18 protein-coding genes and 3 tRNA genes are annotated in these 19,196 nt (G+C 58.9%); 6 read left to right on the top strand and 15 right to left on the bottom strand.

Annotation, left to right across the window (positions count from 1 at the left end):
* From WBK23_RS15895 to WBK23_RS15880, 4 genes are all read right to left on the bottom strand, one after another.
* Positions 1–183: hypothetical protein (locus WBK23_RS15895; protein WP_424484900.1), on the bottom strand; the 183-nt coding region annotated here is incomplete at its 3' end.
* Positions 184–320: 137 nt separating this feature from the next.
* Positions 321–533, bottom strand: coding sequence for a hypothetical protein (locus WBK23_RS15890; RefSeq protein ID WP_424484899.1), 213 nt, complete (start codon positions 531–533; stop codon positions 321–323).
* A 141-nt stretch (positions 534–674) separates the two neighbouring features.
* Positions 675–1,109 (bottom strand): hypothetical protein, encoded by a 435-nt coding sequence (locus tag WBK23_RS15885; RefSeq protein ID WP_424484898.1) that lies wholly within the window; start codon positions 1,107–1,109, stop codon positions 675–677.
* 558 nt (positions 1,110–1,667) lie between these two features.
* A complete protein-coding gene (locus tag WBK23_RS15880; protein ID WP_424484897.1) occupies positions 1,668–1,901 on the bottom strand; it encodes a hypothetical protein in 234 nt (77 codons plus the stop codon).
* Positions 1,902–2,395: 494 nt separating this feature from the next.
* Between WBK23_RS15880 and WBK23_RS15875 the strand changes: the two genes are divergently transcribed.
* Positions 2,396–3,364, top strand: a complete 969-nt coding sequence (locus tag WBK23_RS15875; RefSeq protein ID WP_424484896.1) for an integron integrase — start codon at positions 2,396–2,398, stop codon at positions 3,362–3,364.
* Positions 3,365–3,418: 54 nt separating this feature from the next.
* On the opposite strand, the gene rimO is transcribed toward WBK23_RS15875, so the two are convergent.
* The 5 genes from rimO to WBK23_RS15850 form a co-directional block, all read right to left on the bottom strand.
* Positions 3,419–4,741 carry a 30S ribosomal protein S12 methylthiotransferase RimO gene (gene rimO / locus WBK23_RS15870; RefSeq protein ID WP_424484895.1) on the bottom strand — a complete coding sequence of 441 codons (1,323 nt, stop codon included), beginning with the start codon at positions 4,739–4,741 and terminating at the stop codon, positions 3,419–3,421.
* A gap of 143 nt (positions 4,742–4,884) precedes the next feature.
* A complete protein-coding gene (locus WBK23_RS15865; protein WP_424484894.1) occupies positions 4,885–5,436 on the bottom strand; it encodes a cytochrome b in 552 nt (183 codons plus the stop codon).
* A 136-nt stretch (positions 5,437–5,572) separates the two neighbouring features.
* Positions 5,573–5,649, bottom strand: a tRNA-Met gene (locus tag WBK23_RS15860).
* Between the two features lie 124 nt (positions 5,650–5,773).
* Positions 5,774–5,850: transfer RNA gene (locus WBK23_RS15855), tRNA-Met, on the bottom strand.
* A 198-nt stretch (positions 5,851–6,048) separates the two neighbouring features.
* Positions 6,049–6,125: transfer RNA gene (locus tag WBK23_RS15850), tRNA-Met, on the bottom strand.
* Between the two features lie 234 nt (positions 6,126–6,359).
* Between WBK23_RS15850 and dinB the strand changes: the two genes are divergently transcribed.
* Entirely contained in the window at positions 6,360–7,421 is a 1,062-nt protein-coding gene (dinB, locus tag WBK23_RS15845) for a DNA polymerase IV (RefSeq protein WP_424484893.1), read from the top strand.
* Between the two features lie 73 nt (positions 7,422–7,494).
* Here dinB and rhlB read toward each other — a convergent pair whose 3' ends face one another.
* The 5 genes from rhlB to WBK23_RS15820 form a co-directional block, all read right to left on the bottom strand.
* Positions 7,495–8,940, bottom strand: a complete 1,446-nt coding sequence (rhlB, locus tag WBK23_RS15840) for an ATP-dependent RNA helicase RhlB (protein WP_424484892.1) — start codon at positions 8,938–8,940, stop codon at positions 7,495–7,497.
* Between the two features lie 103 nt (positions 8,941–9,043).
* Positions 9,044–10,207, bottom strand: a complete 1,164-nt coding sequence (locus WBK23_RS15835; protein ID WP_424484891.1) for a dipeptidase — start codon at positions 10,205–10,207, stop codon at positions 9,044–9,046.
* 88 nt (positions 10,208–10,295) lie between these two features.
* Positions 10,296–11,234 carry a GGDEF domain-containing protein gene (locus WBK23_RS15830; RefSeq protein ID WP_424484890.1) on the bottom strand — a complete coding sequence of 313 codons (939 nt, stop codon included), beginning with the start codon at positions 11,232–11,234 and terminating at the stop codon, positions 10,296–10,298.
* Positions 11,235–11,436: 202 nt separating this feature from the next.
* Complete coding sequence (locus WBK23_RS15825) at positions 11,437–13,338, bottom strand: acyl-CoA synthetase (RefSeq protein ID WP_424484889.1); 1,902 nt, start codon at positions 13,336–13,338, stop codon at positions 11,437–11,439.
* A 22-nt stretch (positions 13,339–13,360) separates the two neighbouring features.
* Positions 13,361–14,020 carry an alpha/beta hydrolase gene (locus WBK23_RS15820; RefSeq protein ID WP_424484888.1) on the bottom strand — a complete coding sequence of 220 codons (660 nt, stop codon included), beginning with the start codon at positions 14,018–14,020 and terminating at the stop codon, positions 13,361–13,363.
* Between the two features lie 478 nt (positions 14,021–14,498).
* Between WBK23_RS15820 and WBK23_RS15815 the strand changes: the two genes are divergently transcribed.
* The 4 genes from WBK23_RS15815 to WBK23_RS15800 all read left to right on the top strand — a co-directional run bounded on the left by WBK23_RS15815 (position 14,499) and on the right by WBK23_RS15800 (position 18,710).
* A complete protein-coding gene (locus WBK23_RS15815; RefSeq protein WP_424484887.1) occupies positions 14,499–15,527 on the top strand; it encodes an amino acid ABC transporter substrate-binding protein in 1,029 nt (342 codons plus the stop codon).
* Between the two features lie 101 nt (positions 15,528–15,628).
* A complete protein-coding gene (locus WBK23_RS15810; protein WP_424484886.1) occupies positions 15,629–16,813 on the top strand; it encodes an amino acid ABC transporter permease in 1,185 nt (394 codons plus the stop codon).
* 9 nt (positions 16,814–16,822) lie between these two features.
* Positions 16,823–17,920, top strand: a complete 1,098-nt coding sequence (locus tag WBK23_RS15805; RefSeq protein ID WP_424484885.1) for an amino acid ABC transporter permease — start codon at positions 16,823–16,825, stop codon at positions 17,918–17,920.
* A 25-nt stretch (positions 17,921–17,945) separates the two neighbouring features.
* The gene (locus tag WBK23_RS15800) at positions 17,946–18,710 is read left to right on the top strand and encodes an amino acid ABC transporter ATP-binding protein (RefSeq protein ID WP_424484884.1); all 765 of its coding nucleotides are present in this window, start codon (positions 17,946–17,948) and stop codon (positions 18,708–18,710) included.
* A 76-nt stretch (positions 18,711–18,786) separates the two neighbouring features.
* On the opposite strand, the gene WBK23_RS15795 is transcribed toward WBK23_RS15800, so the two are convergent.
* Entirely contained in the window at positions 18,787–19,191 is a 405-nt protein-coding gene (locus tag WBK23_RS15795; protein ID WP_424484883.1) for an META domain-containing protein, read from the bottom strand.
* Positions 19,192–19,196: the final 5 nt, after the last annotated feature.

The following is a 19,196-nucleotide window of genomic DNA, read 5'->3' as shown; positions in this document are numbered from 1 at the left end:
CTCGACGTTGTTGGACATTTGGCTTGAAGCATACGCGTGCGGACTGTCAGGAAAAAGAGCTTGAAGATGCGACAGCCGCGTGCCGCTTTGGCAGGTGGTGATGTGAATAATGTGGTTAACGAATGCGTGTATTTCGGTACGGATTTGTACGGCCGCCGCGAAGTACCAGGTTGAATGCGCCATATGTTATTTGGTTGCAGAACTTCCATATTCCACCTGCTTTGCTTTGCCGCCTAACGTTTGGTTAAGGGGCGGGCTTTAGCCCGTCCCAGTGAGCGAAGCGAATGGTTTGAACCAGTTGTTAGGCTTTCACTGATTAACTAATCACTGTTGTCGTGCCAAAAAACATCGCCCTCATCCATGTCGTCGGTGTCTGGACTTACTTTATTTTGGTTTGGATTAAGTTGTTTCCCACGATTCCCTTGCGCTTGGTCATATTGCAGGTTTGTGCCAGTCGAGCCCTTATTAGCATTAGTTTGATTTCCTTCATTATCTTTCGGGTGAATTTTATTTAAGAGTTCACTTATGTCCATTAGATATTCCTTGTGAGATAGGGGCTGTGTGGATGACCCACGGTTTCTATTTGTGGCCTAACGATTAAGCTAAGGGGCCGGCTTTAGCCGGTCCCAGCGAACGAAGTGAGCGATTTGAGCGCCTTGTTAGGCGACTTAAGCTCATACGCTGGCAGCCCCTGCGCCGAAAAGATAACCAACAACCACGGTCATTAGTGTGCTGAGATCCTCTGGAAGCACATATTCAGGGTTGCTGGCATTTGAGAACCGTAAAAATATATATAGCCCAACTAGGCCGAGCGCGACAATTCCCGGGACTATGTAGACGAGAAAGTTTTTTGTAATGCTTCCGCTTTGTTTATTGTGCAGGTTGATTTTGTTTTCACTTGTTTCTATTTCACTTAAGGTGGAAATTATCTTGTTGAACTCTTCTTCGGATAACGCCTCTTTAAGCTGGACTTCGTTTTTCTCTAGCTCAGATATTAAGTGTTTGTAGCTATTTGACTCTGTTTCGGATTTTGTCTTTTTGATTCCGATAATCAAGCTGGTTATCCCGGATAGGGCTGCGAGTATTGATATTATTATTTCGTAATCCATGGGCACCTCCGGTTTATTTTTTGTTTGCCTAACGATTAAGCTAAGGGGCTGGCTTTAGCCAGTCCCAGTGAGCGAAGCGAACGATTTGAGCGCCTTGTTAGGCTTTCGGAACCGCGTGCATTTTTGTGTGTTTGCATAATTTTGTACCTGAAGTGAACGCGAAACGAAAGCCACCACTTTTGAAGCCAATGCGAAACAAAAGCCGAGCCTCCGGCATTTTGTAAGCCAGCGCTGAACGTGATTCGAGCGCTGGCGATAAATTGTTGATTTGTGCCAGCAAAGCAATTGAATTTTAAAAAGATACAACAGCACAAATTTACAAAGCTTGTAGCGACACCTTGAGCTTGTAGCAACAATTGAGTGCTGGATAAATGGCGATTCCAGGCAACTCGGTGGAGCAGTGCAGCATAAAATTTGAAATTACGAGCAATAGTGAAATTATTACAAAGCAAAAAAAGAAACGTTTTACGGAGTGGCCTAACGTTTGGTTAAGGGGCCGGCTTTAGCCGGTCCCAGTGAGCGCAGCGAGCGATTTGAACCACTAGTTAGAGGAATAAGCTACCACCTAACGTCAACGACCAAACTTCCTGAGACATCTCGCTGCTCTACCGATTGAGAGCGGTTAAAGCCTTTAATGGAGGTGTGATCAACATGCTCAACCGAGCCGACCTTTTCTCCTTGAGCGTTAACGATGGAGTATGTGTAGATATCTGTCTCTGCCAAAGGCCCTTTAGACCGATGGCTCTCTTGAATAAGCGTGTCGCCTTCATTTAGCTTCAATTTGTCGCGCATAGAACTTTCTCTTATTTCTCTAACGTTTGGTTAAGGGGCGGGCTTTAGCCCGTCCAAGTGAGCGCAGCGAACGATTTGAACCAGTTGTTAGGCCTTGCCACGGTGCAACGCCGGAAACAGAACATGATTGTTCGGTGCTGCTGGATTTGTGGCTTGGAGCATACGCGTGCAGACCTTCAGGTAGAAGAGCTTGAAGATGGAGGCGGGCGCGTGCTGATTGGCCTGTTGCTGATGTGAGTATTTGGGTTATCGGATGCGAGTGTTTCGGGCCGGATTTGTATGGCCGCTGCGAGCTTGCAGGTGGAGTCCGTACATTGTTATTTGAATGCATAACTTCCGTGTTTCCCGATCTTTGCTTTGCCGCCTAACTATTAATTGTGCGACATGCGATGTCGCTTTTTCGTGTCGCATAACGCGCCTTGTTGCTCTTCAGTTCCTTGCCTACTCTGAAATTTTCAGGAAGAAACGCGACAGTAATCAGGGAGCAACACGACATGGATGACGGCAAGCCCAAGCTGCTGGATCAGGTGCGGCAGCAGATTCGCGTCAGAAACTATTCCATTCGCACAGAGACTGTCTATACCGAGTGGGTAAAGCGTTATATCCGCTTTCATCAGTACCGTCATCCGCTTGAAATGGGTGCGGCCGAGATCGAGGCGTTTCTTACTCATTTGGCAGTCAAGCGCAATGTGGCAGGGGCGACGCAGAATCAGGCGTTGGCGGCGCTGTTGTTTCTTTATAAGGAGGTGTTGAAGGTCGAGTTGCCCTGGTTGGACGGGATTGTCAGGGCCAAAAAGCCCAAGCATCTGCCTGTGGTGCTGACGCGGGATGAGGTGACCAGAGTTCTGGCGCAGTTATCCGGGGTTAAGTGGATGGTGGCGACCCTGCTGTATGGTTCCGGCCTACGCCTGCTGGAAGCATTGCGCTTGCGGGTCAAGGATGTTGAGTTTGCCCGCGGTGAGATTCTGGTGCGTGACGGCAAGGGGCAGAAGGATCGGGTAACCATGTTGCCCCGTACGCTGGTTGCGCCCTTGCATGAGCATCTACAGAAGGTGGCAGCCTTGCACCAGCAGGATCTGGCTGAGGGCTTTGGGTTGGCCAATCTGCCGTTTGCGCTGGCGCGCAAGTATCCCAATGCGGCGGCTGACTGGGCTTGGCAGTTTGTGTTTCCGTCGGGTAACCGATCTGTTGACCCGCGCTCAAGGGGGATTTTTCGTCATCACGTGCATGAAAAAACTATTCAGCGGGCGATGCGTGAGGCGGTTCGTGGTGCGGGTGTGATCAAGCCCGCAACGCCGCATACTTTGCGTCATTCCTTCGCCACTCACCTGCTGGAGGGCGGTCAGGATATTCGCACCGTGCAGGAGTTGCTGGGCCATGCGGATGTGAAGACGACCATGATTTACACCCACGTGCTCAATCGCGGTGGCTTTGGTGTACTGAGCCCATTGGATCGTGCATAAAGAAGCCCTGCATCTGCAGGGCTTCTTATTGGGCGGCAATCTACGTCGAGGGCTTTAGATCAGCTCGGCCCACAGGTCGTATTCATCCGCGTCGACGATGCGCACGCGCACCTTGTCGCCTGGATTGACGTTGGTGTTGGCGATAAACACGCTGCCGTCGATTTCCGGGGCGTCGGCGTAGCAGCGGGCGACTGCGCCCTGGTCGTCGACTTCATCGATCAGCACGTCCATTTCTTTGCCAATCTTCAGTTGCAGGCGGGCGGTGCTGATGGCCTGTTGGTGGGCCATAAAGCGGTCCCAGCGGTCCTGCTTGATGTCATCGGGGACTATTTCTGCGTCCAGCAGGTTGGCCGGCGCGCCTTCAACCGGGGAGTACTGGAAGCAGCCAACGCGGTCGAGTTGGGCTTCGGTCAGCCAGTTGAGCAGGTACTGGAAGTCTTCTTCGGTCTCGCCGGGGAAGCCGACGATAAAGGTCGAGCGGATGGTCAGTTCCGGGCAGATCTCGCGCCAGTTCTTGATGCGCGCCAGGGTCTTGTCTTCGAAGGCTGGGCGCTTCATGGCTTTCAGCACTTTCGGGCTGGCGTGCTGGAAGGGGATGTCGAGGTACGGCAGGATCTTGCCGGAGGCCATCAGCGGGATCAGCTCGTCGACGTGCGGGTAAGGGTAGACGTAGTGCAGACGCACCCATACGCCAAGGCTGGAAAGCGCCTCGCACAGCTCGGTCATGCGGGTTTTCACCGGCTGGCCGTTCCAGAAGTCGGTCTTGTACTTCATGTCGACACCGTAGGCGCTGGTGTCCTGGGAGATCACCAGCAGCTCTTTCACGCCAGCTTTGACCAGGCGTTCGGCTTCGCTGAGCACTTCACCGACTGGGCGGCTGACCAGCTTGCCGCGCATCGAGGGGATGATGCAGAAGCTGCAGCTGTGGTTGCAGCCTTCGGAAATCTTCAGGTAGGCGTAGTGGCGCGGCGTCAGCTTGATGCCTTGTGGCGGTACCAGGTCGATCAGTGGGTTATGGTCCTGGCGTGGCGGAACTACTTCGTGAACGGCGTTGAGCACTTGCTCGTACTGTTGCGGGCCGGTTACCGAAAGCACGCTGGGGTGCACGTTGCGGATTGCGCCTTCTTCCACGCCCATACAGCCGGTGACGATCACCTTGCCGTTTTCTGCCAGAGCTTCCCCTATCACTTCCAGCGACTCGGCCTTGGCACTGTCGATAAAGCCACAGGTGTTGACCACTACCACGTCAGCGTCCTGGTAGGTGGACACCACTTCATAACCTTCCATGCGCAGTTGGGTCAGGATGCGTTCGGAGTCCACCAGTGCTTTGGGGCAACCCAGTGAAACGAAGCCGACTTTTGGCGTGGCGGTGGACATGGCGTTAACCTCAGGCGTGTACGGATGGATGCTGGGCGCTTGGCGCGCCTCTGATCAAAAAGTGCGCAATTCTAGCGGCGACGCTGGCAATTGACCAGCGCTGAGCGTCGCCTTGATGGACTGACGCTGTTTACCTGTCGGGCTCAGGGCTGCTTGCCTGGCAGGATGCGCGTCAGGGTGTTGTCGCGTACGACAAAATGGTGGAGCAGCCCGGCGACGGCGTGCAGGCCGATCAGCCAATATCCGGCGCTGCCGGCCAGTTCATGCCATTCCTTTATAGTGCCGGCCAGATCCGGGTTCTTGCCGACCAGTGGTGGCAGCTCCAGGCCGAAGAAGGGGATGGGTTTGCCGGCGGCGCTGAGAATCAGCCAGCCGGCCAGGGGCGCACCGATCATCAAGGCGTATAGCGCCAGGTGCATCAATTTGGCGGGTAGGGCTTGCCAGGCGGGCAGGCTGGGTTGGATGGCGGGTGTCGGCGCAACCACGCGAGCCAGCAGGCGCAGCCAGACCAGGGCGAATACCGCGAGGCCGAGCATAAAGTGCCACTGCTTGAGCAGCTCGCGCGTGTCGCTGCCCTTGGGGAAGTTGCCTTTAAGTTCGATGCAGGCATACACCCCGGCGATCAGGACCAGCATCAGCCAGTGCAGGGCGATCGACAGGCTGCCGTAGCGCGATTCGGTATTTTTCCAGGACATGGCGGGTTCAGACTCCAGGGCTGTAGTGGTCAACTGCTGCAGTTTAGGCGGGGGAAACTTAAGCCTTGCTGAGCCGGATCACTTAAATGGCGCACAAACAAAAAGGCCACTCGACTGAGTGGCCTTTTTGAGTATCTGGTTGCGGGAGCAGGATTTGAACCTACGACCTTCGGGTTATGAGCCCGACGAGCTACCAGACTGCTCCATCCCGCGCCGCAAATTCTACTCGGATATTGCTCGCTGTCAACCTAATAGTGCTTTTTAATCAATTGCTTAGGTGGGGGTGGATGGTAGAAACAAAAAAGGCCACTCGATTGAGTGGCCTTTTCTGAGTATCTGGTTGCGGGAGCAGGATTTGAACCTACGACCTTCGGGTTATGAGCCCGACGAGCTACCAGACTGCTCCATCCCGCGCCGGCCATTCTATACAGAAATGGTCTTTTGTCAATTGATTGTTGCTGCTTAATCAATAACTTAAATGATGAGGTGGGGAGAAACAAAAAATCGCTGGGGCGATTTTTGACCTCGCGCAACGACGGCCCCGAGGGGTGGCCATCGATGGATGGTAGAAACAAAAAAGGCCACTCGATTGAGTGGCCTTTTTTGAGTATCTGGTTGCGGGAGCAGGATTTGAACCTACGACCTTCGGGTTATGAGCCCGACGAGCTACCAGACTGCTCCATCCCGCGGCCGCAATTCTAGCGTTTAAATGCTGCTTGTCAACCTAAAGATAGGGGAAGTTGTTTTTATTCAGCTGCTTAGCATCGCTTGATGGCTGCGTCAGAGCGTTTGGCGTGCCTGTGCAGCGGCATTTGGCATAGCCTGTGCCCTGCTGTTGGGCTAGAGTCCGGGCCCGTCGAACGCCAGGCTGCGGCTTTTTACCGGTTAATCCGCCAACTAAGGTGCAGGTGCACGTTGCAAGCATGACCCAGCGAAAAATCATTCACGTGGATTGCGACTGTTTTTACGCCGCTATCGAGATGCGTGACGATCCGAGCCTGGCCAGTAAGCCGCTGGCGGTTGGCGGCGCGGCGGACCGGCGTGGGGTGATTGCCACCTGCAACTACGAGGCGCGCAGTTATGGGGTGCGCTCGGCGATGGCCTCGGGGCAGGCGCTGAAGTTGTGCCCGGACCTGGTGATCGTCAAGCCGCGGATGGAGGCCTACAAGGCGGTGTCGCGGGAGATTCAGGCGATCTTTCGTGATTACACCGAACTGATCGAGCCCTTGTCGCTGGACGAGGCCTATCTGGATGTAACGGACAGCCCGCACTTTGCCGGCAGCGCCACGCGCATCGCCCAGGATATTCGCCGGCGGGTGTCGCAGGAGCTGCATATCACCGTGTCGGCGGGCGTGGCACCGAACAAGTTTCTGGCCAAGATCGCCAGTGACTGGAAGAAGCCCAATGGCCTGTTTGTGATTACCCCAGATCAGGTCGAGGATTTTGTCGCGGCCCTGCCGGTCGGCAAGCTGCACGGCGTGGGCAAGGTCACGGCCGACAAGCTGGGGCGCTTGGGCATTCGCACCTGCAGCGACCTGCGTGAGTGGAACAAGCTGGCGCTGGCGCGGGAGTTTGGCAGTTTTGGCGAGCGCTTATGGGGGCTGGCGCGCGGCATTGACGAGCGAGCGGTGCATAACGACAGCCGAAGGCAGTCGGTCAGCGTGGAAAACACCTTCGACAAGGATCTGCCGGACCTGGCCGCGTGCCTGGAACAGTTGCCCGTGCTGCTGGAGCAACTGACCATCCGCATGGCGCGGCTGGACTCCAGTTATCGGCCGGACAAGCCCTTCGTCAAGATCAAATTCCACGACTTCAGCCAGACCACCTTGGAGCAAGCCGGCGCGCGGCGTGATCTGGACAGCTATACGCGGCTGCTGAGCGCCGCCTTTGCCCGTGGCAACAAGGCGGTGCGTCTGCTCGGTGTTGGTGTGCGCTTGCATGACTTGCGCGGTAAACATGAGCAGCTGGAGTTATTTGCGCCCTGATTGCTGCTGTATAGGGCGCTGAAAACAGAAAAGGCGAAGCCGCAGGGCTTCGCCTTTTTTAGTTGCACATGGATCAGTGCTTGCGCGGTACCGGTTTGAGCAGCTCGTCTGGTGGCATTTCGCAGGCGATCTTGCGGCCCAGCAGTGCTTCGATGGCCGGCAGGGCGTAGGCGTCGTCTTCGCCGGCAAAGCTGATCGACGTACCGCTGCTGCCGGCACGGCCGGTGCGTCCGATGCGGTGCACGTAGTCGTCCGGGGTTTCCGGCAGGGTAAAGTTGATCACGTGGCTGATCGCATCGACATGGATACCGCGGCCGGCCACATCGGTGGCGACCATTACGCGGATCTTGCCTTCGCGGAAGCCTTCCAGGGCGCGGATGCGCTTGTGCTGCGGCACGTCGCCGGACATCTGCACGGCGCTGATGCCGTCGCGGGTCAGGCGTTCCTCGATGCGCCGCACTTCATCCTTGCGGTTGGCGAAGACCATCACGCGGATCCAGTCGTTCTGGGTGATCAGGTTGTACAGCAGCTTGTACTTGTCGCTGCCGGCCACGGCATAGACGTGCTGTTCGACCGTATCGCTGGCGACGTTTTCCGGCTCGATCTCGACGATCGCCGGCTCCGTGGTCCATTGCTTGGCCAGGTTCATCACGTCTTCGGTGAAAGTGGCGGAGAACAGCAGGGTCTGGCGTTCGCCCTTCATCGGGGTCTGCCGGATGATCTGCCGCACCTGGGGGATAAAGCCCATGTCGAGCATGCGGTCGGCTTCGTCCAGCACCATCACCTCGACCATGTCCAGGTGCACTTCGCCGCGCTGGTTGAAGTCCAGCAGGCGGCCCGGGGTGGCCACCAGGATGTCGCAGAAGCGCGATTCGAGCTGCTTGAGCTGCTTGTCGAAGTCCATGCCGCCGACAAATTGCATGACGTTGAGGCCGGTGTACTTGGTCAGGTCGGCGGCGTCCTTGGCGATCTGCACCACCAGCTCGCGGGTCGGCGCGATGATCAGCGCCCGCGGCTCGCCCATATAGCGCTCTTTAGGCGGTGGGGTTTGCAGCAGCTGGGTGATGATCGAGATCAGAAACGCCGCAGTCTTGCCCGTGCCGGTCTGCGCCCGGCCGATGGCGTCGCGGCCGCTGAGGGTAAAGCCCAGCACCTGCGCCTGGATCGGCGTGCAATAAGGGAACCCCAGGTCATGGATGGCGTGCATCAGCTCAGGGGCGAGTTTGAAGTCGTGAAAACGGGTCTTGCCCTCGGCCGGTGCTACGGCAAAGTCTTCCAGTTTCCAGGTGTCGATGGGTTTGACGGGGCGTTCGCGGCGTGGCTTCGCCGGTTTTTCAGGATTCTGCGCCGGCTTCTCCGCCGCTTCGGCAACGGGCGGCTTCGGCTTGGCGTTGTGGCTGCGTTGTGCAGTGCGCTCGTCCTGCTGGGGGCGAGGTGTGTTGAGCGCTGTAGACGGGCTTGCTGGGCTGGGCTGTTCGCCCTCGGCTTTGCCGAACATTTTCTTGAGTGCTTTGAGCACGGTCATCTCATCAATTGGTTAAGGAGTGAACGGCCGCCAGTGTAAAGCAAGAAGCCGGCGCGGCGAAGTGCCACGCCGGATCGCGGCGATTGGGCGGTTTTACTCAATTTTCGGGGAGGCTGGCAAGCAGCAGACGCTGCACATTGCCACCCATGATGGCGGCAATTTCGTCGCGGCTGAAGCCGGCTTTGAGCAGGCCTTCGGTCAATTGTGGCAGGCCGGTGACGTCAAATGGCGCGTGGATGGTGCCGTTGAAATCCGAGCCTAGCGCCACATGCTGCACGCCAACCTTGTCGGCGGTGTAGCGGATTGCTTTGACTATGGCCTCCACCGAGGTGGCGCATACCGCCGTCTCCCAGTAGCCGATGCCGATCACCCCGCCAGTGGCCGCGATGCCTTGCAGGTGCTTGTCGCTGAGGTTGCGCGTGCCGCGGCAGGTGCCTTCGACGCCGGTATGCGAGACCAGCACCGGGCGCGTGGCAATGGCCAGCACGTCGTCGAGCAGCGGGCGCGAGGCGTGGGCCAGATCGATCAACATGGCCTTCTCCTGCAGGCGTTCGACCACCTGCCGCCCCAGTGGGGTCAGGCCGCCTTTTTCCAGGCCGTGAGCTGAACCGCCGACTTCGTTATCGAAGAAGTGGGTCAGGCCGGTGATGCGAAAGCCGGCGTCGTACAGGCGGTCGACGTTGGCTAGCTGGCCTTCGAGGGGGTGCAAGCCTTCGGTGGCGAGGATCGCCGCGACGCGCTGCGGGTCTTGCTGCCAGGCGCTGACAAAGCTGGCCAGGTCGCCACGGGTCTTGATCATTACCAGGCGGCCGTCGCTGTTGGCGCTGGCCTCATTGAGCTTCTGCGCCTGGTAGAGCGCGCGCTGCAACAGGCTGTTCCAGGTGGGGCGTGGCCAGCGCTGGGCCATGGCCAGCAGGGTGATGTTGTCGGTTTCGCCGCTGTTGCGCTCATAGTTGATGCCGCGCGGCGTCTTGGTCACGGTGGAGAACACCTGCAGGCCGACGCGGCCTTCGAGCATGCGCGGCAGGTCGGAGTGGCCGAAATCGTAGCGCTTGAGCAGATCGCGCTCCCACAGCAGCACGTCATCATGCAGGTCGGCGATAAACAGCTGTTGATGCAGCTGTGTGGCCGATTCGCTGGCGGGGTAGGGGGCGGGGGATTCGACGCTGTTCATCTTGCGGTCAAGCAAGGAGGGCAGGGCAAACACGCTGCCAGCAGCGATCAACAGGATTATCAGCAGGGTGATCAGAATTTTGCGCATATAAAGGTGCCATCCGGGCGTTGTTGTTATGCGCAGCACTCTAGCAAGTGCGAAGGAAAAATGTGATGGCTGGGTGCGGCACTGCGGGTTAACCGCAGAGGCAGTCGCGGCCTTGCTGTTTGGCCTGGTAGAGCGCGCTGTCGGCGCGGGCGATCAGGCCTTGCAGGCTGTCCTTGGGTTGCATCTGTGCCAGGCCGATGGATACGGTCACCCCAGGCAATACGCCAATCGGCGAGTGGAACGAACTGACGTGGTGCAGTGCCAGGCGCAGCCGTTCGCCAATGTTGCGGGCTTCCTCGGTGCCGATTTCCGGCAGCAGGATAACGAACTCTTCGCCGCCGAAACGGGTCAGGCTGTCCTTGGGCCGCAGCTGGTTGCGCAGGGTGTTGGCCACCAGGCACAGGGCATAGTCGCCGGCCAGGTGGCCGTGTTTGTCGTTGTAGGCTTTGAAGTGGTCGACATCGAGCATGAGCATGCACAGTGGTTTGCCATTGAAGGCGCTGCGGGTGCTTTCGCGCTCGAAGATATGTTCTAGCCAACGGCGGTTGTAAGAGCCGGTGAGGGCGTCGATATTAGCCGTCTGCTCGCTGTCGAGAATGATCCGGTTGCCTTTGCGCACACGGTCGCAGAGCAGCTCGAGCATGTTCTGCATCAGTTCGGGGGATTGCTGGAACAGCTTGAACAGCGATTCTCGGTGCAGGCGCAGCACATGGCTGGGCTCGCTCGCCACTACATAGGCGGAGGGGTGTTCGTTGTCGATAAAACTGATTTCGCCGGCGCACTCGCCGACCTTCAAGGTGCTGACCGCCTGGCTGTCGAGCGAGCCGAGGTGGACCTTGAGTTGGCCCTTGAGCAGCAGGTAGAGGTACTGGTTGCGGTTGAAGGGCGACAGCAGGACCTCGCCGGCCTCCAGGTCACAGGCGCGAAATTCCTTGAGCAGTTGGCTGATGCTACTGGCGGCGACGTTATTGAACAGTCGCAGATGGCGCAGTTGCTGCAGGTCGGCCTGCCACTTGGCGTTTTTCATTGCGCCGGCCGCTGTAGCTGTGTACTCGAAATGTCGGGCATCGCTAACGCTCCCTGCATTTAAAGGCGAACACCAGGCCTGACCATATTCCGCTGGCTGGGGGCTGACAATCCTTGAGCATGGATCGACCGACCGGCGGTCTTGAATCTGAACACCTGGTCACATTTCTGGCGCGATCCTTGCGCCAGACAGCGGTCTGACTTTAAAGCGGGTGATGCAGCTGAAAACGCACGGCAAAGCCGGCCAGGCGCTGGGCAATGGCGTCGGCCAGCGCGCTGTCGGGCTCGGGCAGGTGGATGTGCGCCACCTGGCCGAGCCGGTCATCGCTGAGCACTTCAACGCGCAGGCGCTGATCGAGCTCATTCAGCGCGGCCTGATAGACCCGGCCAATAGCATCGAAGCGCAGCGCCGGCTTGAAGGTCTTGCCCACGGCAGTCAGCGGAATGGCGTCGATGATCCAGGCATCCTTGGGGATCGCCGCGCGCTCCGGGATGTGCTCGGCGGCATGCGCCAGCAGCTCGGCTTCGCTGACCTGGGCACCGGGCTTGAGTTGCACATACACCACTGGCAGCTCGCCGGCTTTCTCGTCGGGCTTGCCGACAGCCGCAGCCATGGCCACTGCGGGGTGTTTGTGCAGCGCCTCTTCGATCATCTGCGGGTCGATATTGTGGCCACCGCGGATGATCAGGTCCTTGCTGCGCCCGGTCAGCCAGATATAGCCGTCGGCGTCGACGCGGCCCAGGTCGCCGGTGTTGAACCAGTTGCCGTCGGTCCAGATGCCCGCATTCTTGCTGCTCTGCAGGTAGCCCTTGAACACCGTGGCACCACGGATGCACAGGTTGCCGATTTCATTGCGCGCGGCTTCCCTTAGATAGTTGCCTTGCTCGTCGAGCACCTTGATTGCCACTTCGCAATAGGGCATCGGCAGGCCGATCGAGCCGGGGCGGCGTTCGCCTTCCGGTGGGTTGGCGCAGCTGCCGCAGGTGCCTTCGGTGAGGCCGTAGCCTTCGATCAGGGTCAGCCCGGTTTTGCTTTCGAACTGGCGGATCAGCTCCACCGGCATTGGTGCGGCACCGCACAGGGCGTATTTCAGCGAGCTGAGGTCATGGCCTTCGCTCGGCACCTGCAGCAGGCCGGCATAGATGGTCGGTACGCCGCTGAAGAAGCTGACCTTGTGCCGTTCGATGATCTTCCAGAAATTGCCGATCAGCGCGCTGTTGCGATACCCCTGCGGCGTGGCCAGCAGCACTTCGGCACCGCCGATAAAGGCGGTGAGGCCGGTAACGATCACGCCGTTGACGTGGAACAGCGGCAGGCCGCAGAGGGTGACATCGCCCGGGACGAAGCCGGTGACCAGGTTCATGCTGTAGGCCATCGCCACTTCATTGGCGTGGCTGTGCGGCGCGAGTTTCGGCGTGCCGGTGGTGCCGCCGGTGTGAAAGTAGCTGGCGATATCGTCGGGCGCGATCACCCGGCCGCTTTCCAGATGATCATCCGGGCAGCTGGCGATCAGCTCGTCGAAGTCCAGCGCGCCATCCGGCAAGGGCCCGCGTTGCGCCTTGATGGCCGCGCGCTGCGGTTCCGGCAGCAGGTTGGCCATGTCCACGCAGATGATCGCCTTGAGGTTTGGCAGTTGCTCGCGCAGGCCTTCGACTTTGGCCCACAGGTCGGTGCCGGGGAAGGGCGCCAGGGTCACCAGCAGCTCGGAGTCCGAGGCGTGGATCAGCTCGGCGATATGTTCCGGATCGAGCAGCGGGTTGATCGCATTGACGATCCCGGCCGCTTCGCCACCCCAGATGGTGAAGTGGGTGTGCGGCAGGTTCGGCAGCAGGAACGACACCGCCTTGCCCGGGCGCAGGCCCAGGCGGTGGAAGGCGTTGGCGGTCTGGGTGATCTTGCCCAGCAATTGGCGGTAGCTGAGGCGGTAGGCCGTCTCGTCCGCCGTGCCCTGGAGGATAAACGACAGCGCCGGTGCATCGGGTTGCCGGGCTGCGGTGCGGCTGATCAGCTCGAAGGTGCTGGCCGGCAGGTCGCGTTCGGCCAGGGGCGTTTGTTCGATCAGCTGGATATCGCGCAGGTTTTTGATTGCTGGAGTGGCAGGCATGCGTGTTCTCGCTCGCAGACAGTTAACGGTTGAACCGTTGCTCCAGCCAGTCGGCGATGTCGCGGATTTCCTCATTCACCACTTCGTGGCCCATCGAGTAATCACGCCATTGCACGCTGACGCCGGAGGCAATCAGGTAGTCATGGGCTGCGCGGCCCATGGCCGGCAGAACGATGTCGTCGAATGTGCCATGCAAACACAGGACCGGCAGTTGTTTTTTTGTATCTGCCAGAGTGATTTCATCACTGAAAGTCGGCGCATAGGTCGACAGGGCGATTACCCCGCCCAAGGCGAACTGCCAGCGCAGGAAGGCGGTGTGCAGCACCACCGCGCCGCCCTGGGAAAAGCCGGCGAGAACGATGCGCGCAGGATCAATGCCGCTGTCGCGCTGCGCCTCGATCAATTCGATGACCTGCTGCGCCGAGGCTTCCAGCTGCTCACGGTTTATGGCGCGCGCCGGGCTCATGGCCAGAATGTCGTACCAGCTCGGCATGGCGTAGCCGCCATTGATGGTCACCGCCTGGGTCGGCGCTTGCGGCAGCACGAAGCGGGTGCTGTGCAGGCGTTTCTGCAGCATCTCGGCAACCGGCATAAAGTCGTAACGGTCGGCACCCAGGCCGTGCAACCAAATGACGCACGCGTCAGCGGCAAGTGTGGGCTGAAGGATCAAGGGTTCACTCATCTGAGGCTCCGCGGTGGTGCGTGCGCGCTGATTTAGTGCGCGTGAAATTTTAGGGGGTGGCGAATCTGGAAAGAACATGTCGCCAGGTTGCAAGTTTTACTCTTGACCTCTCCGTATGGTGCTAAAAGCGCGGCGCTGGTACGGGCCTTGCTATACACCTTAGGGACTGATGACGTGGCCTGGTAGTGGTAACACTGCTACATAACCGGGCACGGTGCAGACTGAAATGCCTTTGCCGGCGTTTCACAGGTTCGCCAGGCGCTGCATGCTGCGCGACAAGTCACTTGCTATCCGTCTCTAGCCCATTCAAATAATGGGCGGGTGAGAGTTTATGGCCGCTGGAGCAATCGGCAACTAGACTCGCACTAAGGTCTGATCCCCGGTTGACTGTGTTGCTGCCAACACAGTCAACGAGCCCCATAAGGGTACGGTGGTAGGGCCGAGACTCCAAACACAACAAAAGCAACTGGAGGTTTTAATGAAGATGGTGAAATCCACATTGGCAGTACTGACCACCGCGGCTGTTCTCGGTGTCAGCAGCTTCGCGCAAGCAGGCGCTACTCTGGACGCAATCCAGAAGAAAGGTTTTGTACAGTGCGGTATCAGTGATGGTCTGCCTGGCTTCTCCTACGCCGATGAGAAGGGTAACTACCTGGGCCTCGACGTTGACGTATGCCGCGCTGTTGCTGCCGCGGTATTTGGCGATGCGACCAAGGTCAAGTACAGCCCACTGACCGCCAAGGAGCGCTTCACCGCGCTGCAGTCCGGCGAAGTCGACATCCTCTCGCGTAACACCACCTGGACCAGCTCGCGTGATGCCGGCCTGGGCCTGAACTTTGCCGGCGTTAACTACTACGACGGTCAAGGCTTCCTGGTGAACAAGAAACTCGGTGTTTCCAGTGCCAAGGAACTCGACGGCGCAACCGTCTGCATCCAGGCCGGTACCACCACCGAGCTGAACCTCTCCGACTACTTCCGCGCCAACGGCCTGAAGTACACCCCGATCACCTACGACACCTCCGACGAGAGCGCCAAGTCGGTTGAAGCCGGCCGTTGCGACGTGCTGACTTCCGACCAGTCGCAGCTCTACGCACAGCGTATCAAGCTGGCCAATCCGGATTCCTACGTGGTATTGCCGGAAGTGATCTCGAAAGAGCCACTGGGCCCGGTCGTACGCCAGGGTGACGAGGAGTGGTTCGACATCGTGCGTTGGTCGCAATACGCAATGGTCAATGCTGAAGAGCTGGGCGTGACTTCGGCTAACGTTGTTGAACAAGCCAAATCCACCAAAAACCCCGACGTAGCACGTCTGCTCGGTGCTGAAGGTGAATTCGGCAAAGACCTGAAACTGCCGAAAGACTGGGCAGTGCAGATCGTCAAGCAAGTGGGTAACTACGGTGAGAGCTTTGAGCGCAACGTCGGTGCCGGCAGCGAGCTGAAGATCGAACGTGGCCTCAACGCCCTGTGGAACAAAGGTGGTCTGCAGTACGCACCGCCGGTGCGCTGACCGTCCGCTGCCAGTCACTCGTCCTGAGTGGCTGGCATTGTTCTGATTGATGTGAACCCCATGCCCGCTAATGCGGGCATGGGGCTTCCAAGAGGGCTCTTATGCAAACCACTGCAAATGTCCCGCGCCCTGGTGGATCGGTTTGGACCGACCCCAAGGTGCGTGCCTGGCTATTTCAAATTCTTGCCGTCATCGCCGTCGTGGCGCTCGGCTGGTTCCTGTTCGACAACACCCAGACCAACCTTGAGAAACGCGGGATCACCTCCGGGTTTTCCTTTCTTAATAACAGTGCCGGTTTTGGCATTGCCCAGCATCTGATCGATTACAACGAAAGCCATAGCTACGGCCGGGTCTTCTTCGTCGGCCTGCTCAACACCTTGCTGGTCTCGGTGATTGGTATCGTCTGTGCGACCTTGCTGGGCTTCGTACTGGGTGTGGCGCGTCTGTCGCCCAACTGGCTGGTCAGCAAGCTGGCCACCGTGTACATCGAGACCTTCCGCAACATCCCGCCGCTGCTGCAGATCTTCTTCTGGTACTTCGCGGTGATGCTTGCATTACCAGGGCCACGGCAGAGCCTGGGTCTGGGTGAAACGTTCTTCCTCAATAGCCGCGGCTTGTACATGCCGGCGCCGAGTGCCACCGACAGCTTCAGTCTGTTTGCTGGCGCGGTGATCGTGGCGATCATTGGCGTGGTGCTGTTGTCGCGCTGGTCGAAGGCGCGCTTCGAGGCCACCGGCCAGCTGTTCCCGGTATCGCTGGGGGCGATTCCGTTGCTGATCGGCCTGCCTGGTTTGGCGATTCTGCTGGGCGGCAACCCGTTGCAATGGAGTGTGCCGGAGTTGACCGGTTTCAACTTCAAGGGCGGCTGGGTGCTGATTCCCGAGCTGATGGCGCTGACCCTGGCGTTGACCATCTACACCGCGGCCTTTATCGCCGAGAACGTACGCTCCGGGATCATGGCGGTCAGCCACGGACAGACCGAAGCGGCGCGCTCTCTGGGCCTACCAGCTGGTAAGACGTTGCGTCTGGTGATTATCCCGCAAGCCCTGCGCGTGATCATTCCGCCGCTGACCAGCCAATACCTCAACCTGGCGAAGAACTCCTCGCTGGCGGCCGGTATCGGTTATCCGGATATGGTCTCGCTGTTTGCCGGCACGGTGCTCAACCAGACCGGCCAGGCGATCGAGGTGATTGCCATCACCATGAGCGTGTACCTGGCGATCAGTATCAGCATCTCCATGCTGATGAACTGGTACAACAAGCGCATTGCGCTGATCGAGCGGTAAGGAGCAGCCATGCAAACTCATACTTTCAAACCTGATCTACCGCCACCGGCGCTCAGCGTCGGCGTGGTTGGTTGGCTGCGCGCCAACCTGTTTTCCAGCTGGTTCAACACCCTGTTGACGCTGTTCGCCGCCTACCTGATCTGGCTGCTGCTGCCGCCGCTGATCCAGTGGGCGTTTATCGATGCCGACTGGACCGGTACCACCCGTGCCGACTGCACCAGTGGCGGGGCCTGCTGGGTGTTTGTGCAGCAGCGCATTGGCCAATTCATGTACGGGTTCTACCCGACCGAACTGCGCTGGCGTGTTGACCTGACCCTGTGGCTGGCGATCATCGGTGCTGCACCGCTGTTCGTGCCGATGATGACACGCAAGGCCATGTACGGCCTGGGCTTCCTGCTGGTTTACCCGCTGCTGGCCTATTGGCTGCTGCACGGTGGCTTCTTTGGCTTGTCGACCGTAGCCACCAGCCAATGGGGCGGCCTGATGCTGACCCTGGTGATTGCCGCTGTCGGCATCGCCGGTGCCTTGCCGCTGGGCATTCTGCTGGCGCTCGGACGACGTTCGGACATGCCGGCGATCCGCGTGATCTGCGTGACCTTTATCGAGTTCTGGCGCGGGGTGCCGTTGATCACCGTGCTGTTTATGTCCTCGGTGATGCTGCCGCTGTTCCTGCCCGAAGGGCTGAGCTTCGACAAGCTGATGCGCGCGTTGATCGGGGTGATCCTGTTCCAGTCGGCCTATATCGCCGAAGTGGTGCGTGGTGGCTTGCAGGCGATTCCCAAGGGCCAGTACGAAGCCGCTGCGGCCATGGGCCTGGGCTACTGGCGGATGATGGGCCTGGTGATTCTGCCGCAAGCCCTGAAGCTGGTGATCCCCGGCATCGTCAACACCTTTATTGCGCTGTTCAAGGACACCAGCCTGGTGATCATCATCGGCCTGTTCGACCTGCTCAACAGCATCAAGCAAGCCACTTCCGATCCGGCTTGGCTGGGCATGGCCACTGAAGGCTATGTGTTCGCCGCGCTGATTTTCTGGATTTTCTGTTTTGGTATGTCCCGCTACTCCCAACATCTGGAGCGCAAGCTGGACACCGGCCACAAGCGTTAGGAGCCACGCCATGAATGAAGCAAGCATGAGTGAAGCAAACAAACAGCCGGCAGCGGCTGACGGCATGATCCAGATGCAGGGCGTGCACAAATGGTACGGTCAGTTCCATGTGCTCAAGGACATCAACCTGAACGTGCAGGCCGGTGAGCGTATCGTCTTGTGCGGGCCGTCCGGCTCGGGCAAGTCGACCACCATTCGCTGCCTCAACCGCCTGGAAGAACACCAGCAGGGCCGCATCGTGGTCGATGGCACTGAGCTGACCCACGACCTCAAGCACATCGAAGCGGTGCGTCGCGAAGTCGGCATGGTGTTCCAGCACTTCAACCTGTTCCCGCACCTGACCGTGCTGCAGAACTGCACCCTGGCGCCGATGTGGGTGCGCAAGATGCCCAAGCGTCAGGCGGAAGAGATTGCCATGCACTTTCTTGAGCGCGTGCGCATTCCGGAGCAGGCCAACAAGTTCCCGGGGCAGCTTTCCGGTGGTCAGCAACAGCGCGTGGCGATTGCCCGGGCGCTGTGCATGAAGCCAAAGATCATGCTGTTCGACGAGCCAACCTCGGCCCTCGATCCGGAAATGGTCAAGGAAGTGCTGGATACCATGATCGGCCTGGCTGAAGACGGCATGACCATGCTCTGCGTAACCCACGAGATGGGCTTTGCCCGCACCGTGGCGAACCGGGTGATCTTTATGGACAAGGGCGAGATCGTGGAACAGAACGAGCCCAACGCCTTCTTCACCAACCCGCAGAACGAACGCACCAAGCTGTTCCTCAGCCAGATCATTCACTGAGTTTCAGCGGCAAATAAAAAGGGAGCCTTCTGGCTCCCTTTTTATTTGCGCATGGTTTGTGCGCTTAGGTGTTCTCTTATTTGCTTTCAGGCCACAGGCGCAGCGGCTTGCCTTCGGCAGGCCACAGGCGCAGTTGCTCGATGGGCGAGAAGTCCCAGCGCTGCACTGTGCTCAGGCTGTCGAGAAAGCGCGCTTCCTGCTCCATCAGCGCTGGCGCACACATCTTGCGGGTGCTGCCGGCGGCGCTGAAGCTGAGCTTGTTGCCCTCCAGGGTGTAACTGGCGAACCAGTGGTTGCAGCCGGCGTTGCCATAGGCGCGGTGGTCGTCACCGAGGGTGATGGTCAGGTGGCTTCGGTCGATCAGCGGGCGTTCGCCGATCCATTCCACCTGGTAGGTGTGTTCGGTTTCCAGCTGCGGCGCAGGTGTAGCGCAGCCCATGAGGCTGGCAGCCAGCAGGCTGATAGTCAGTACGCGTTGCATATAGC

Source organism: Pseudomonas sp. (assembly GCF_049653025.1).
GTDB lineage: Bacteria > Pseudomonadota > Gammaproteobacteria > Pseudomonadales > Pseudomonadaceae > Aquipseudomonas.
The sequence above is the reverse complement of the archived record's forward strand: the minus strand, read 5'-3'. Positions and strand labels throughout refer to the sequence as shown.

Coding starts and splice junctions, on each gene's coding strand:
- WBK23_RS15890 (WP_424484899.1), bottom strand. CDS start 533: ATGGACATAAGTGAACTCTTAAATAAAATTCACCCGAAAGATAATGAA.
- WBK23_RS15885 (WP_424484898.1), bottom strand. CDS start 1,109: ATGGATTACGAAATAATAATATCAATACTCGCAGCCCTATCCGGGATA.
- WBK23_RS15880 (WP_424484897.1), bottom strand. CDS start 1,901: ATGCGCGACAAATTGAAGCTAAATGAAGGCGACACGCTTATTCAAGAG.
- WBK23_RS15875 (WP_424484896.1), top strand. CDS start 2,396: ATGGATGACGGCAAGCCCAAGCTGCTGGATCAGGTGCGGCAGCAGATT.
- rimO (WP_424484895.1), bottom strand. CDS start 4,741: ATGTCCACCGCCACGCCAAAAGTCGGCTTCGTTTCACTGGGTTGCCCC.
- WBK23_RS15865 (WP_424484894.1), bottom strand. CDS start 5,436: ATGTCCTGGAAAAATACCGAATCGCGCTACGGCAGCCTGTCGATCGCC.
- dinB (WP_424484893.1), top strand. CDS start 6,360: ATGACCCAGCGAAAAATCATTCACGTGGATTGCGACTGTTTTTACGCC.
- WBK23_RS15835 (WP_424484891.1), bottom strand. CDS start 10,207: ATGCGCAAAATTCTGATCACCCTGCTGATAATCCTGTTGATCGCTGCT.
- WBK23_RS15830 (WP_424484890.1), bottom strand. CDS start 11,234: ATGAAAAACGCCAAGTGGCAGGCCGACCTGCAGCAACTGCGCCATCTG.
- WBK23_RS15825 (WP_424484889.1), bottom strand. CDS start 13,338: ATGCCTGCCACTCCAGCAATCAAAAACCTGCGCGATATCCAGCTGATC.
- WBK23_RS15820 (WP_424484888.1), bottom strand. CDS start 14,020: ATGAGTGAACCCTTGATCCTTCAGCCCACACTTGCCGCTGACGCGTGC.
- WBK23_RS15815 (WP_424484887.1), top strand. CDS start 14,499: ATGAAGATGGTGAAATCCACATTGGCAGTACTGACCACCGCGGCTGTT.
- WBK23_RS15810 (WP_424484886.1), top strand. CDS start 15,629: ATGCAAACCACTGCAAATGTCCCGCGCCCTGGTGGATCGGTTTGGACC.
- WBK23_RS15805 (WP_424484885.1), top strand. CDS start 16,823: ATGCAAACTCATACTTTCAAACCTGATCTACCGCCACCGGCGCTCAGC.
- WBK23_RS15800 (WP_424484884.1), top strand. CDS start 17,946: ATGAGTGAAGCAAACAAACAGCCGGCAGCGGCTGACGGCATGATCCAG.
- WBK23_RS15795 (WP_424484883.1), bottom strand. CDS start 19,191: ATGCAACGCGTACTGACTATCAGCCTGCTGGCTGCCAGCCTCATGGGC.